Genomic DNA, 13,022 nt, shown 5'->3' with positions numbered 1-13,022 from the left:
AACACACAGGACTGACACAGCCATGGACATCATTCGGCTTGGCGACTCCACCACCCACGGTGGAATAGTGATTGAAGCATTTCCTCAAACCGACTTGAACGGCAAGCCCATGGCGGGTGTAGGGCATAAGGTTGTATGCCCTTTATGCAAAGGCGTGTTTCCGATTTCGCAGGGCAGCACCTTGCTGGATGTTGGCGGTATTCCCGTGGCGCTGCACGGAATGAAAACCGCCTGTGGTGCCAGTCTGATCGCTAGCAGTCCCAGAGGAGAGGCTGAAAGTTAAATGTTGCCGAAGAAAATCAATACTTGACGAAGTTAAGGTGTTTGATGAGGCGTCAGCATCGCCAGGCTTTTAACTTTGGGAAAGTCTCATCATTTATTCAGAGTATTTCCTATATCTATTTAAGTGATGGCCTGTAAAAAATTGATTATCATCAGGAGCCGCAAAAATGAATACAAATGAACAAGTGCAAAGCACCGGTAAATACAACGCAAAATGGTAGGAACGCTTTAATTTTTTTGACAGTTATGGTTCGCCGAGCGATCCACGATACAAGGAGGCAATCAAAATGCAGTCTGGCGTCAAGAAAAAAATGCGTATTAACGCCAACTTGATTGCATTTTTCTTCGGCCCTATCTACCTATTCGTCTTGGGCCTCTGGAAGAAAAATCTTGCCATGTTGGGTATCATTCTTGCAATTAACGTCGTGCTCAGTGTGATTTTTTCGATCTTTAGTATGGACTTTCCTCGGCCGTTGAACACAGGTCTGAATATCGCGGTTTCCCTGACTTATGCGCTCACGGCCAATTACTCCTACTATCTAAAAGAAGTGAAAGGCGAACAAAGCTGGAATCCGTTTCAAGGCATGCGTTTCTGATTACAGATCTGGCCAGTGAAGAGCCCGCACCTCACTTTCATGAGGATGCGGGCTCGTTGTTTCTGAATTACGAATAAAAATCCGGGATAAAAAATCTAACTTTGGTTAAGCGTAAGAGTCCGGCAGACACGCCTTGCCGGTCGGCGAACTGGGTAAGGTGCTGATTATCTGCCTCCGCCAAAGCAAGACGACGCGATAGCCGCGCTCTGGCGGCATGGATTGGCGTCGCCGTATCCCCGATATGGTCAGCACCCACGTGCGCCCACCGGAGATCGAAGGCCGGCTGATGCCTGATCACTGGGAGTGTGCGACCTGATTAAGGCAACGCCTCTTCTATAGGCACGTTACTGGGCGGACCAGTGGCCACCTTATGCTGGTAAAAATGATTGACGCGACGGCAACTTCGTCGACGGAGGGCTTCCGTGCAGCGCTTAACGGCATGCTGCTGGCAATGCGCAAGAGCGCGACCTACGACCAGGGTAGGGAGATGGCGCGACACGCCGAGATCACCCAGAAAACCGGCATAACGACCTACTTCTGCGATCCGCACAACCCGCAGCGCGGCAGTAACGAAAACATCAACAGTTTGATCAGTCATTACTACCCAAGGGGGCTGACCTGTCGGGACGCAGCCAATAACAGTCGGATGCCATTGCCGTTTAACTAAATACGCGATCCGTAAACACTCAGACTTCAATGCCCAATTGAAATGAGGAGATTACTCAAAAGGCGCCAAATTATGCGGCACCATGCACGCACTTCAAGCCAACAACCTGGTTGCGCTCAGCTCCTACGACCGCGCTTTTTTTCATCTTGTTTGAAGCGATTTTGCAAAAGCGAGGGGCCCTTACATCCGTTGCACCAGATGCTGGAGGCAACGGCGGGGTTGGCGCCCTTTATCCTGTGGGGCGCGCTCGACTCGCGCGTTGTCCAGGGTTTCAAGGGAGGGTTCGGCAGTGGTCAGGACTTGCTGCAGCTTCTGGGCCTAAAACGGCCCAGCCACAGGTGACCTGACCACTCGTTTTTTTGGGGCGGGCCACTCAGTAACCATTGTCCTCCAGCAGGTTCGACACGCTCGAAGCTGGCGCGCGATTGTAGTACTTGAGCAGTTCGGCGGCGCGGTTAGTGAAGATGCCATCGACACCGGCGTCCATCACTTTCTTGAAGTCCACCGGCTCGTCGACAGTGTAGACGTGCACCAGAAGGCCCTTGTCGTGGGTCATCTGGTTCATCCATGGCTGGACCAGATCCGAATAGCTTTGGTCACCACTGTTGGTCAGCAGGGCCGATGGGCCGGTGCCGATGGCGCCAAGGCTCTTGGCCTCGTCGATCCATTTTTCGAACTCGGCGTTGTCCTTGGGTTCCTGCTTGGCGTAGTAGGCGGCTTTAGTGGTCTCGCCGGATTCGGCGAAGGTCACTTTGGACTTGGGTTCAATGCTGCCTTCACCCACCCACAGCAGAAGGATTTTTGGCGTGTTAGGCATTTCCTTCTGCAGCTCCTTGAGGCTGTCCTTCTCGAAGGTTTGCAGCACCACGCGGCCCTTGCCTTGGCCGACCCCAATGACCTTCTGGGCTTGGTTGGAACCGGTAGAACTCAGCCAACCTTTGTCCAATAGCTTGTTTTTCAGGTCACCCTCGATCCCCGGAAACTGCTTCGGCTCTTTGGTTTCGATGTACAAGCCTGGTTTATGTTGCGGGTTGCTTTCTGCAATTTTGATGATTTCATCAAGGGTAAGAATTTTCAGCCCGACGAACCCTGGCCGTGCGCGATCCGGGTAAACGGTGTTGAACCAACTGCCGGCGTCCAGGGTTTTCAGCTCGGCCATGGTGAACTCGTTGGCCGGGCTGTCCTTGCGCTCAGGGAATTGGGTGGCGACGTCGGTGGTGCGTTGCAGGTTGTTGTCGTGCAGGGCGAACAGCACGCCGTCCTTGCTACGTTGCAGGTCCAGTTCCAGGTAGTCGGCACCCAGGTCACGGGCCACTTTATAGGCCGCGGCGGTGGACTCCGGAGCATCAAAGGACGCGCCTCGATGAGCAATGACCGCAGGATGGGGAATGCCTTCCTTGGTTGCCAGTTCAGTCGAGCTGATCGGGCTGGCAGCCTGTGCGTGGCCAAGGCCCAGCATCAGAGCGAGCAGCAGGGCACTCTTGGTAAACGTGACAGGCATATGCGAGGTCCTTTCGTGGAGGTAGCTTCAAGAAGGCTTCCTTTTTAACAATTGAATGCAAAACGCGCTATCACCAAACCGACATTAACGTGCGCATGGGCCATTTTTCTGCGCTTTTGTGCCGTGCTTTGCAGTACTCTTGGCCCGAGTTTCCCCACTAGAGGGAAACCTGCATTGCCTTCTTTTCTTGCCTCGTGTGTAAACCATCGTTCACTTCCCCTGTGGGACTTTTCAGTGAGGTTTACCATGCGCATCACGTCCGAGCTTATCTGCCAGGCAGCCGACCAACTCAACGGCTTTGTTGGCCTGAACCGCAAGACCGGCCATTACATCGTGCGTTTCAGCGAAGATTCCTTCGGCATGGACGTCGCCGACGACGGCATCATCCCCACCAGTGAGTTTGTCTGGCTGCCTGTTGATGAGCAGACCATGACCCTGTCCCGTGAGCACATTCAGTTGCTGCTGGACCAGAACATCGACGACCGCATCAACATCACCGAACCGCTGCATGTGTACATGCGCCGGGTGGAAATCGCGCAGATCAGTGCGGTGCGCAGTCTGGTCAGTTAAGCGAACGCATAGGCGCGCTCCACCTTGCATACCCGCGTATGAAACGCCGAGTACCAGGTGGACCGGCCTTGTTCACGCACTTCACGGTGTTCGCCATGCTGCTTCCAGGCGAGGATTGCTGCCTCGCTGCTCCAGTAGGACACGGTAATCCCCAAGCCATCCTCACCTCGGGCCGACTCAACGCCGAGAAAGCCTGGCTGTTCGTGGGCTAGTTCCAGCATGCGCTCGGCGGCTTCACTGTAGCCTTGATCCACCTCGGTGCGCAGTGAGCTGAAAATCACCGCGTAGTAGGGCGGGGCCGGTGTTTGGGCGATCATGCCGAGGCCCTGAGCAATGCCTTGACCAACGGTGGGACGATGCCTTTCAAGGCAGCCCGTTCCGGCTGGAACAGCGTCGCGACATAAAACGGATGATCATCGAGTTCCACCACTCGTAAATCGCCAGTAGAGTCATGGCCGGTGGCACGCAGGGCACCGCTCAGTAGGGCGTTAGCGAAGTCGGGATTGACGCCGTAGCGGCAGCGGTAGCCTTCGCTGATGTCTTGGCTGCCATAGGCGTTGGCAGTACGCGAGCCTTCCAGTAGATGGATGCTGTCGGTCGTCTCCACCAGTGTGCAACTCAGTGGCGATAGCACCGCGCGAGGCGAATCCGGCGCTAGTTCACCATGTTCGGCATCGGCCCAGCCCAACACATTGCGGGCGTATTCCAGCACGCCATGTTGAAAACCGCCGCAGGTGCCGAGGAAGGGGCGCTGCTGTTCGCGGGCATAACGGATCGCCAGGAGCGCGCCATCCAAGTCCCGATAGGGGCTGGCGGGGACACACCAGAATCCGTCGAAGTGCTGTAACTGTTCAATGGAGTTGATGGTGTCGGTAGCCAACCAGTCGAAATCCACGGTCAGCCCCAAAGCATCGCCAGCCAGTTGCAGGGCCACGGGGATGGCCTGGTGCGCAGTGACCTGCGGGTCGTAGTCACCGATCAGGGCCAGGTGCACGGAGGTTTTAGTCATCGGTTGTATTCCTTGGCTTGTTGAGTCCTAGTGGCCACTATAGATTGGCGTTCACGCAATCAATATTGGCGTTATTACACATGCTCAATGCAGCTGCGCACTATCGAATCGACTACCCCGACCTCTCGTTGATTCTCGCCCTGGTGCGCGGCGGCACCCTGGCGCGGGCGGCGGCGTTGCTGCGAGTCGATGTATCCACGGTGTTCCGGGCGGTGCGGCGCCTGGAAGCGGCGCTGGGCCAGGCCTTGTTTGAAAAAAGCCGCGCTGGCTACTTGCCCACCACCTTGGCCACCGCTCTCGCCGAGCAGGCCGAACGCGCGGAGCAGGCTCTGGAAGCCGCGCGCATCGGCGTGGAGCAGGGCGGTGAGGTGATCAGCGGTACGGTGCGCCTGACCTGCACCGACTCGGTGTTGCAAGGCTTGTTGCTGCCGGCCCTGGCGCAATTCATGCCCCGGTACCCGGCGTTGACCCTGGAGTTGAGCACATCCAATGACTTCGCCAACCTCAGCCGCCGCGACGCTGACATTGCCCTGCGGTTGACCAAGGCCCCACCGGAGCATTTGGTGGGCCGTTGCCTGGGGACGGTCGCTTATCGGGTCTGTGCCAGCGCCAGTTACGGGCAGCAGCATGACGGGCATGACCTGGCGGTCCTGGCCTGGATCGCGCCGGATGACTTTTTGCCCGATCACCCGACGGTGGCCTGGCGCCGCCAGCACTTGCCGGGAGTGCTGCCAAGCTACCGCTGCAACAGCATGCTTTCAGTCACTGAGTTGGTGCGCGCCGGGTTGGGCGTAGCGGCGTTGCCGGATTTTCTCTTGGGTGAGCATCACGGCTTACAACCCCTGGGGCCGGCGCTCGTCGGACATGACACGGCCCTGTGGTTGCTGACCCGGCCTGACTGCCGAGCACTGCGCTCAGTGGTGACCTTATTCGATGAGTTGGGCCAGCATGTGCGGTTGCCTGGGGGCTAAGGTTTGCGCACAAACTGCTGATGCATCTCGCTGGTCAGGCTTTCGATGCGTTCGGTCAGCTGTTTGGTCATCTCCGTCAGCCGGGTGTTCTGCTCCAGCAACTCCAGAAGTTGCGCGGTGTTCTGGGCGGCCTGGGCTTGGCGCTCGGTATTGGCTACGGCCAGGGCTTCGCGGTGTTGCGCATCGGCGTCGGACTGGGCTTTGTCCCGGGCGGCCTGGCGCGTTTGGGCCAGTAGAATCAGCGGAGCGGCATAGGCCGATTGCAGGCTGAACGCTAGGTTGAGAAGGATGAATGGGTAGACGTCAAAGTGGGTGACGCCTGTCCCGTTGAGTACCACCCACAGCACCACAATCGCCGTTTGCGCACCGAGGAAGGTCGGCGTGCCAAAGAAGCGCGCAAAGGCTTCGGCTTTCAGGGCGAAGGTGTCGTTACCAAAGGTCGGCTCCAGGTGAGCGTGGGCGCGATGGAAACGCAGGTGATCGACTTTGGCTTGAGGTTTATCTGGGGTCATGGCGGGCTCGGATCATCGGCATAAGACAGTGATCCACTATAGACCGATGACCCTGTCGAACACGTGAAAATCCCCGCTGTTGCCCTCGAAGGCCGTGACAGGGGCGAAGGGTGTTACAGGCCCGCCGCTCGCACCTGTTATCAGCGTATGTTCAGGCAGAACGGGCAATCACGCTTTCTGCGACAGCAACGCGGTTGCGCCCCGTGCCTTTAGCGGCATACAGCGCTTTGTCAGCAGCATTGAGCCACATGTGGGCCTGGGTGAATTGCGGTTGGTAGGAGGCCAGGCCGATGCTCAGGCTGACCCGTAGCTCAGGGGCTTGCGGGTCGCGGTAACGGCTGAACATTTCCCGCAAACGCTCCATCACATAGCTAGCCTGCTCCTGGGACACGTCTGGAAGAATCACACAGAACTCATCTCCTCCATAACGCCCCGTCAGGTCGTTTTCCCGCACGCTGCGCCGCAGTTCCTTACTCAGTTGCCGCAGCACCCGGTCGCCGACGATGTGGCCGTAGGCGTCGTTAATTTTCTTGAAGTGATCGATGTCGATCAGGGCGATGGTAGCTTGGGTTTGTTGCTGCTGACACTTGTGAAACTTCAGTTGCAGCAGGTCCTTCCAGGAGCCGTGATTGAGCAGGCCGGTCAGGCTGTCGGTACGGCCGAGGGCGCTCAAGGCTCGCTTGTGTTCGGACAGCTTGATGGCCAGACGGTAACTGGCCATGCCGATGGCTACCGGGTAGAGGGTCAACATCGGCAGGCAGGCATACACCTGGATCAGGCTTACATTGGGGTTGAACGAAGGCCCGAACACCAGCCAGGCCAGCGCGATACCCACCAATTGCGCGAGGGCACCCCGAATCATCAGTTGCTTGCCGCCCGCCGCGACGTTGTGCATGGTCATCATCGCGAGGATGGTCACCGCGGTCAGTGGTGTGAATTGGGTTGCCGCCGCCCAAAATCCGCCCGACAGCGAGTCATAGAGCAGGTTGCGCCGCTCTGCCTGGTAGGGAAACGGCGAATGGCTCGACAGCTGATACGCCAGGTGCGGCCAGATAAAGGCGTTGAACAGCCACAAGCCCCAGACCCAACTCGGCATCGGCAGCGGGTACAGGGCGGCAAGCACACAGATGCTGCCAATGCCCAGCCCGATAATCCTTGGCCGATAAATGCGTCTGGCAAATGACAGCCCTTTGCCTCGTAGGTTTTCCATAGATTCCTGCGTCAGGGTTTTCTTTTTTTTTGGCGAACACGAAGGCGCACATTATCGAAAGGCCATATATGCCAGATGATAGGCGAATATTGTCAGCGATTCGCGCAGGAATAATCAGTGTCCTTCTAGGCCATTTGCGCACAAACCGGGGGGGTTAGGCAAAAACGACCTGCTGATGTCGCGCAGGCGACAGGATCGGCTGGGGCCGTTTGCGAGGAAGCGGCTTAACGGCGGTCGGTGATCTCGTAGCCAGCCAGAAACAGATCCATGGCCGACTCGATGACGCTGGCCTGAGTGGCTGCATCCAGGGTGGGCTGGCCGAGGGTGATTTGCGGCCAGAAGGCGAAAGCCTTGAGCAGGCTTTGCACCTGATGAGCGGCGAAGCACGAGTCGACTGCCTTGAGCCGGCCATCCTCTTGTGCGGCTCGGACCCACAGGGTGAAACCTTCTTCCCGCTCGCTCAGGCGGTTGACAATATCTTGGGCTCGCTCCGGTGAGTGGATAGTGGCGGCAATTGCCACCCGCGCCAGGTCGAGGAAATTGGCGTCCGACATCATCTTCATCTTGGCTTGCAGCAACACCCGCAATTGGTCGCGCAAGGGGTGTTCGCTGCTGTAGCTGACGTCCAGTTGCGCCACGCTGCTGGCCCACAGTTGATGCAGGATCTCGGTGAACAATTCTTCCTTGCTGGGGAAATGGTTGTACACCGTACGCTTGGACACACCGGCCGTGGCGGCGATCTTGTCCATGCTGGTGACCTCGAAACCGTTGTCGCGAAACTCGGCGATGGCAGCCGCCACGATGGCTTCGCGTTTACGGTCGGTGAGGCGCTGGGGTGCAGTCATGAGGGGATTTCGGCTCTGTGGAGAAAATTACACTCGGTAGTTTACTTGTTCCGGGTTTTGTAGCAACCTTGAAACTACACTGTGCAGTGTAGTTACTGGCACGCTTCGGAGTCACCTCGTAATGGCCACGATATCGCCCCGTCTTATTTCATCTTCTACGCTGAAATCTTCCAAACAGCAGGAAGGTCACTTCAGCAATCACGCTTGCGTGCAGCACGCGGGTTTTGGCAAGACTTTACGGATTTTCTGGAAAATGCTCTTCCACAAACCCCGCAGTACCCGCCCTGTGGGCGGGATTGCGGTGCAACGCCTGACCCGCGAGCAGCTATTCGCCGCCCCCGACCATAGCGTGTTTCGCCTGGGTCACTCCACGGTCCTGTTGAAAATGCGCGGCAAGTTCTGGCTTACCGACCCCGTGTTCGCCGAGCGCGCCTCGCCCTTCAGCTGGGCCGGCCCCAAGCGTTTCCACCAACCGCCCATCAGCCTTGATGAGCTGCCGCCGATTGAAGCAGTAATTCTTTCCCACAATCATTACGACCATCTGGACCGCCAGGCCGTGGTGCAACTAGCGGACAAGACTCGCTACTTTCTGGCGCCGCTGGGTGTTGGCGACACTCTGATCAAGTGGGGCGTGGACGCCAGTAAAGTCCGGCAACTGGATTGGTGGCAAGGCACCGAGGTCGACGGCATTCGTTTTGTCGCCACCCCGGCCCAGCATTTTTCCGGCCGCAGCCTGTTCGATGGCAACCAAACACTGTGGGCCTCGTGGGTGATCATCGATGATGCGCGGCGGATCTTCTTCAGTGGCGATACCGGCTATTTCGACGGTTTCAAGCACATCGGCGAGCAGTACGGGCCGTTTGACCTGACCCTGATGGAAACCGGTGCCTACAACGTCGACTGGCCCCATGTTCATATGCAACCAGAGCAAACCTTGCAGGCTCACATTGACCTCAAGGGTCGCTGGTTGCTGCCGATCCACAACGGCACCTTCGACCTGGCATTTCACGCTTGGCACGAACCCTTTGATCGCATCATGGTGCTGGCCTGGGAGCGTAATGTGTCGATTGCCACGCCGCCCATGGGCCAGGCATTCATGCTGACGCAACCTGATCGGGGACGAGCCTGGTGGCTGGATGTCGAGCCTGATGGGGTTGAAGAACACGCCTTGGGTTGAGGCGCGGGCTGGCTTGAGGGCCGCTTTGGCAAAAGGGCTTTTTGTAGGCACTGGTACGGGGTTATCAGCAGGCGTTACGGCAAAGTACCCTTCCGGATGCTTGAGTCGTTACGAAAAAAGCACCGCCTTCCCGGCCTTGGCCGCCCGTTACGACGACGGCCATCATAGCTATAGCCTCCACAGCCTGCGCCGGCATGGAGCCTGGATGAAGGAACTCGGTTGCCCGCTGATTCGACTGGACTCTACGCACCATTCGGTTGAGGCGTTGCTGGGGCAGTTGATGCAGGTGCTGAGCCCAGAATCCGCGAGATGATGCCTCTTGGGGCAGTCTCGGCAGTAGCCATCACGGCAGTGGGGCGCCGCACACTCATTCCCCAGCCCGGCGCGAACCCCGGGAAAAACACGAGCCCCTCAGCCTCCAGGCGAAACCCCAGGGTGAGGCGGGTCTTGTCATCGACCTCGCCATGGCTTTCAAAGTGTTGAATCGCGTCTACCTCCACCAAGGCTTCACGGGAGAAGTCTTCCCGGCTCCAGCCCAGCATCGCGCGGGCCTGGACGCTGTGCCGTGGGGTGAATTGATGGAGGACGATTTGTTGATCTACGGTGCTGCTCATTGCCAGAGAGGACATGGGCTTTCTCCAGGAGTCCGACGGGGGAGGACAAACTATACTGTGTTTTTGTACAGTTGTTTTGACCGCTCATCAACTGGATTTTTCTCTGGGTCTGCGCTGCTCTATTCCGCCACTTCCAGGTTTTCAATACAAACCTTTTCATGACTACTGCGATGTTAGCCTTCAACTGTTCTAAAGCTGCGTGCGATTTTTTTATTTTTCTTCCAGTCCCAGCGCTTCCCGAATAATCAGGTGATCCAGGTTCTGAATATCGGCACTGAACACCCCGAACGTCTGCTCGGGGTCTTTCTTGCTCGGGACCTGTTTCAACTCCGGCGTAACCCCATAGAAGAAGCAATACAACGCCCGCTCACTGTCCACCGCCGCCTTGATCTGCTCCAGGAACGCCTTGCGCTTGCGGTAGTTTTCGATGAGCGCCTTGTTCAGGTAGACGTTGACTGAGTAGGGCTTCTTGTCGAGCCAGACCTTCTTTTCGAAGTCGATGCGAAAGCTGCGTTGGTAATCCTTGATCTCCTTGATTCGTCCCCAGTAGATCAGCCCCTTGTTGTCCTGCAGGTATTCGATCTTCTTGAAAAACGTCCAGTAAGTCGCGCTGTGCTCGCCGATCTTCAGCGGCATGCCCTTGAGCTTGTCCTTGTCGTCGATGTTGGAGACGTAGCATTCCACCGGGTGGGCGAAGACGCTGGTCTTTTCTGGCGTGGTGTCGCTGGAACTGTGGGATTCGGTGTTGCGGTTTAAGGGTGTTTCCACTGGGGCCTGCAGAGCAGCGCCCTCGGTTCCGACCACTGGCGTTTTGCGCTCGTACTGACGGCGGGCCAGGACAAACTCTGACGGGAAGTTTTCCTCGCGTGCATCCTCGGCTTCGCCGGTTGCTGCCCTGTGACTGGCGTAGCGACAGCCGTCAATGTGACGGGTGCTGGGGATGTTTTTGAAGTGGGGCGTGCGCAGGTAGTTGACGTTCTTCGCGTTGAATGTGCCCAGCGCGTTGCCCGCCGCAAACGCCGCCCGGCATTCATCGTTAGGGCAGAGGAAACTGTCCTTGTCCGAATCAAAGGCGGCGGTTTCATCGAAATTCAGATCCCGAACGTCGTAGATCGACACCTTTTCGTCGAGACTCAGGCAGTAGGCCGTATCGAATTTCATGGGCTCGGGTCCGTGAGATATTTCGCTATTAATAGCGGGATATTGCCCAAATATCAGCCGCGAAGGAAATTCAATGTGGGTCGAGCTTTAGCGAGGCTGCGATGGCATCAGCGCTGCCGCCCCCGCCGCCTGGCCGAATGAAAGTGCCGAAAATGCGCATCCTGCGCCGCCGCCAATAACTCCCGATCCCCGCGAGTATCGCCCCAAGCCCTGAGCCGATACTCACCCAGATCCCCATAAACGGCCTCAAGTCGAAGCACCTTATTCTCACACCGACAGTTATTACCCGTGAGCCGCCCCGTCAGCACGCCATCCACCACTTCAAGCTCCGTCCCAATCAACTTGATCCCAAGCCGATCTGCAAAAGGCTGCAACACCAACGCCGGCGAAGCGGAACACAACGTCACCACCGCCCCAGACCCAATCTCATCCTCAACCGATTGCACGCCCGCCGGACGCATCAATCGCGCCCAGTTCGCCTGGCAGTACTCCTCGGCCTTCTGCTGTACCCACGCTTTCTCCACTCCGGTCATAAACGTGCGGATCAGTTGCGCCTTGAGCTCATCACGACTGATCTGGCGCAGCAGGAACCGCACACCAGGCACGGCCAGTTTCAGCATTCTCCGGCTGAACTCCCACTTGCCAAAAGCAAACTTCAGGAAGGGCACAAAACTGTCGTGGTGGGTCAGGGTGCCGTCGAAGTCAAAGACCGACAGCACCTTGGCGCCTAATGGACCGGATTCGAGCATGTCTGGGTTCACGGGATGGTCTCGATTTTGTGGAGCGGGTTTTCGAAATACATGTTCTATAACTGCCGGAGTTTACTCTTCCCGCAATCTCGCGATTTTCAAATACAACTCTGCTGTAAAAACGTGTCGATCACTCGACCGGTGGCAACGTTGATGGCAGTTCGGGCACAGTGCCACTGCGTTACTGGTCCGGTCCGAACCGTCCTGAGCTAGAAACTTAACATGGTGCACTTCAAGAAACGGCGTGCCGTCATGTCCTGTGAACGGCGCCGGTTCACCACAGCCTTCGCAAATGCCCTTTGCTTTTTGTCGAACCCAAGCTCGCACCTGAGGGGCCCGCACATAAGAAGTGCTGGTAGTACTGACCTGCTGCGGGTTCACTATCCCTTGTGGCTCTGCGGTAATCGCCAGTTTCTGCAACGTGGCGGCACGCGCCTCAAGCTCCGCTTCATCGGCTGTAGCGACATAAGTCTCTGCATCCAAAACAGCTTTAGCTTCCAGCACCGCGCGAATACGAGCACTCACACCGACGCCAACGTTTTTAGCTGGCACGTAACCTTTGATGGGTTGCCAACCCAACAGCTGAATCACCGCAGAAATATTCTGCATGCGGTACTCAATAGACGAAGCGCTACGCAGGCTCAACGGCCCTTCGCGTAACAAACGGTTCTCCACCGGTTTTTTGAACGCCTGGCCACTCTGCTCAAGCTTCAACATTTTCAAATAGGCATCGACCGAAGCTTCAAGCTCCGCGTCACTCCAGCCTGCATTACCTTTTTGCGTATCCATACAGTCGCCGAGGGTAGAAAACCCTCGGACGATACTGAGCGGCCATTATCACGTCTACGAAATTTCCTACGTCCTTGTAGGATTTTTTGCGTTCAGCGAATACAAAAAAGCCCTGAGCTAGTCAGGGCTTCTTTAGATCGTGATAGCTATTAGCTCAAATCCGGCAAGTGCTAATTGGCTTAGGAATCAATCCCAGCTAAGCGCACCACCTGTCTGATACTCAATAACCCGAGTCTCAAAGAAATTCTTCTCTTTCTTCAAGTCCATGATCTCGCTCATCCATGGGAATGGATTCGTGGTCCCTGGATACTCTTCCTTCAAGCCAATCTGCGACAGGCGACGGTTAGCGATGAACTTGAGGTAGTCCTC

The 13,022-nt window shown here is 57.0% G+C and carries 14 protein-coding genes and 3 pseudogenes; 6 read left to right on the top strand and 11 right to left on the bottom strand.

Annotated elements, in window-relative coordinates:
• The first annotated feature begins 22 nt into the window (after positions 1-22).
• From AAEZ06_RS17375 to AAEZ06_RS17365, 3 genes and pseudogenes are all read left to right on the top strand, one after another.
• On the top strand, positions 23-283 hold the full coding sequence (locus tag AAEZ06_RS17375; protein ID WP_350615352.1) for a PAAR domain-containing protein: 261 nt from the start codon (positions 23-25) through the stop codon (positions 281-283).
• 166 nt (positions 284-449) lie between these two features.
• Positions 450-878 (top strand): annotated as a pseudogene (locus AAEZ06_RS17370) (DUF2628 domain-containing protein).
• 127 nt (positions 879-1,005) lie between these two features.
• A pseudogene (locus AAEZ06_RS17365) lies at positions 1,006-1,647 on the top strand (IS30 family transposase); the annotation flags it as partial.
• Positions 1,648-1,918: 271 nt separating this feature from the next.
• Here the strand turns inward: AAEZ06_RS17365 and AAEZ06_RS17360 are convergent.
• Entirely contained in the window at positions 1,919-3,046 is a 1,128-nt protein-coding gene (locus AAEZ06_RS17360; protein ID WP_149413827.1) for a glycerophosphodiester phosphodiesterase, read from the bottom strand.
• A gap of 246 nt (positions 3,047-3,292) precedes the next feature.
• Here AAEZ06_RS17360 and AAEZ06_RS17355 point away from each other — a divergent pair, with 246 nt between their 5' ends.
• Positions 3,293-3,616: a DUF2025 family protein gene (locus AAEZ06_RS17355; RefSeq protein ID WP_149413828.1), complete on the top strand. Its 324-nt coding sequence runs from the start codon at positions 3,293-3,295 to the stop codon at positions 3,614-3,616.
• Here AAEZ06_RS17355 and AAEZ06_RS17350 read toward each other — a convergent pair.
• Both AAEZ06_RS17350 and AAEZ06_RS17345 read right to left on the bottom strand, forming a co-directional pair.
• The gene (locus tag AAEZ06_RS17350; RefSeq protein ID WP_149413829.1) at positions 3,613-3,933 is read right to left on the bottom strand and encodes an antibiotic biosynthesis monooxygenase family protein; all 321 of its coding nucleotides are present in this window, start codon (positions 3,931-3,933) and stop codon (positions 3,613-3,615) included. The two genes, AAEZ06_RS17355 and AAEZ06_RS17350, sit on opposite strands and share 4 nt — an antisense overlap.
• A complete protein-coding gene (locus AAEZ06_RS17345) occupies positions 3,930-4,625 on the bottom strand; it encodes a CTP synthase C-terminal region-related (seleno)protein (protein ID WP_350615349.1) in 696 nt (231 codons plus the stop codon). The genes AAEZ06_RS17350 and AAEZ06_RS17345 overlap by 4 nt, the downstream gene beginning before the upstream one ends.
• Before the next feature lie 80 nt (positions 4,626-4,705).
• On the opposite strand from AAEZ06_RS17345, the gene AAEZ06_RS17340 reads away from it, so the two are divergent.
• Positions 4,706-5,596, top strand: a complete 891-nt coding sequence (locus AAEZ06_RS17340) for a LysR family transcriptional regulator (RefSeq protein WP_350615347.1) — start codon at positions 4,706-4,708, stop codon at positions 5,594-5,596.
• Here the strand turns inward: AAEZ06_RS17340 and AAEZ06_RS17335 are convergent.
• The 3 genes from AAEZ06_RS17335 to AAEZ06_RS17325 form a co-directional block, all read right to left on the bottom strand.
• Entirely contained in the window at positions 5,593-6,108 is a 516-nt protein-coding gene (locus AAEZ06_RS17335; RefSeq protein ID WP_149413832.1) for a DUF1003 domain-containing protein, read from the bottom strand. The two genes, AAEZ06_RS17340 and AAEZ06_RS17335, sit on opposite strands and share 4 nt — an antisense overlap.
• Before the next feature lie 151 nt (positions 6,109-6,259).
• A complete protein-coding gene (locus AAEZ06_RS17330) occupies positions 6,260-7,318 on the bottom strand; it encodes a diguanylate cyclase (protein ID WP_149413833.1) in 1,059 nt (352 codons plus the stop codon).
• 224 nt (positions 7,319-7,542) lie between these two features.
• The gene (locus AAEZ06_RS17325; protein ID WP_149413834.1) at positions 7,543-8,163 is read right to left on the bottom strand and encodes a TetR/AcrR family transcriptional regulator; all 621 of its coding nucleotides are present in this window, start codon (positions 8,161-8,163) and stop codon (positions 7,543-7,545) included.
• Between the two features lie 121 nt (positions 8,164-8,284).
• Between AAEZ06_RS17325 and AAEZ06_RS17320 the strand changes: the two genes are divergently transcribed.
• Complete coding sequence (locus AAEZ06_RS17320; RefSeq protein ID WP_350615344.1) at positions 8,285-9,340, top strand: MBL fold metallo-hydrolase; 1,056 nt, start codon at positions 8,285-8,287, stop codon at positions 9,338-9,340.
• 242 nt (positions 9,341-9,582) lie between these two features.
• Here the strand turns inward: AAEZ06_RS17320 and AAEZ06_RS17315 are convergent, their stop codons facing one another.
• From AAEZ06_RS17315 to AAEZ06_RS17295, 5 genes and pseudogenes are all read right to left on the bottom strand, one after another.
• The gene (locus AAEZ06_RS17315; protein ID WP_149413836.1) at positions 9,583-9,969 is read right to left on the bottom strand and encodes an XRE family transcriptional regulator; all 387 of its coding nucleotides are present in this window, start codon (positions 9,967-9,969) and stop codon (positions 9,583-9,585) included.
• A 195-nt stretch (positions 9,970-10,164) separates the two neighbouring features.
• Positions 10,165-11,115 carry a hypothetical protein gene (locus AAEZ06_RS17310; protein WP_149413837.1) on the bottom strand — a complete coding sequence of 317 codons (951 nt, stop codon included), beginning with the start codon at positions 11,113-11,115 and terminating at the stop codon, positions 10,165-10,167.
• Positions 11,116-11,222: 107 nt separating this feature from the next.
• Positions 11,223-11,864 (bottom strand): HAD-IB family hydrolase, encoded by a 642-nt coding sequence (locus tag AAEZ06_RS17305; protein WP_149413838.1) that lies wholly within the window; start codon positions 11,862-11,864, stop codon positions 11,223-11,225.
• Between the two features lie 72 nt (positions 11,865-11,936).
• On the bottom strand, positions 11,937-12,653 hold the full coding sequence (locus AAEZ06_RS17300) for an HNH endonuclease (protein WP_350615342.1): 717 nt from the start codon (positions 12,651-12,653) through the stop codon (positions 11,937-11,939).
• Positions 12,654-12,839: 186 nt separating this feature from the next.
• Positions 12,840-13,022 (bottom strand): annotated as a pseudogene (locus tag AAEZ06_RS17295) (ribonucleotide-diphosphate reductase subunit beta); the annotation flags it as partial.

It is taken from the genome of Pseudomonas sp. HY7a-MNA-CIBAN-0227 (assembly GCF_040310325.1).
Classification (GTDB): domain Bacteria; phylum Pseudomonadota; class Gammaproteobacteria; order Pseudomonadales; family Pseudomonadaceae; genus Aquipseudomonas.
Note: the sequence above shows the minus strand (reverse complement) of the source record. Positions and strands in the feature narration are given on the sequence as shown.

Coding starts and splice junctions, on each gene's coding strand:
- AAEZ06_RS17375 (WP_350615352.1), top strand. CDS start 23: ATGGACATCATTCGGCTTGGCGACTCCACCACCCACGGTGGAATAGTG.
- AAEZ06_RS17360 (WP_149413827.1), bottom strand. CDS start 3,046: ATGCCTGTCACGTTTACCAAGAGTGCCCTGCTGCTCGCTCTGATGCTG.
- AAEZ06_RS17355 (WP_149413828.1), top strand. CDS start 3,293: ATGCGCATCACGTCCGAGCTTATCTGCCAGGCAGCCGACCAACTCAAC.
- AAEZ06_RS17350 (WP_149413829.1), bottom strand. CDS start 3,933: ATGATCGCCCAAACACCGGCCCCGCCCTACTACGCGGTGATTTTCAGC.
- AAEZ06_RS17345 (WP_350615349.1), bottom strand. CDS start 4,625: ATGACTAAAACCTCCGTGCACCTGGCCCTGATCGGTGACTACGACCCG.
- AAEZ06_RS17340 (WP_350615347.1), top strand. CDS start 4,706: ATGCTCAATGCAGCTGCGCACTATCGAATCGACTACCCCGACCTCTCG.
- AAEZ06_RS17335 (WP_149413832.1), bottom strand. CDS start 6,108: ATGACCCCAGATAAACCTCAAGCCAAAGTCGATCACCTGCGTTTCCAT.
- AAEZ06_RS17330 (WP_149413833.1), bottom strand. CDS start 7,318: ATGGAAAACCTACGAGGCAAAGGGCTGTCATTTGCCAGACGCATTTAT.
- AAEZ06_RS17325 (WP_149413834.1), bottom strand. CDS start 8,163: ATGACTGCACCCCAGCGCCTCACCGACCGTAAACGCGAAGCCATCGTG.
- AAEZ06_RS17320 (WP_350615344.1), top strand. CDS start 8,285: ATGGCCACGATATCGCCCCGTCTTATTTCATCTTCTACGCTGAAATCT.
- AAEZ06_RS17315 (WP_149413836.1), bottom strand. CDS start 9,969: ATGTCCTCTCTGGCAATGAGCAGCACCGTAGATCAACAAATCGTCCTC.
- AAEZ06_RS17310 (WP_149413837.1), bottom strand. CDS start 11,115: ATGAAATTCGATACGGCCTACTGCCTGAGTCTCGACGAAAAGGTGTCG.
- AAEZ06_RS17305 (WP_149413838.1), bottom strand. CDS start 11,864: ATGCTCGAATCCGGTCCATTAGGCGCCAAGGTGCTGTCGGTCTTTGAC.
- AAEZ06_RS17300 (WP_350615342.1), bottom strand. CDS start 12,653: ATGGATACGCAAAAAGGTAATGCAGGCTGGAGTGACGCGGAGCTTGAA.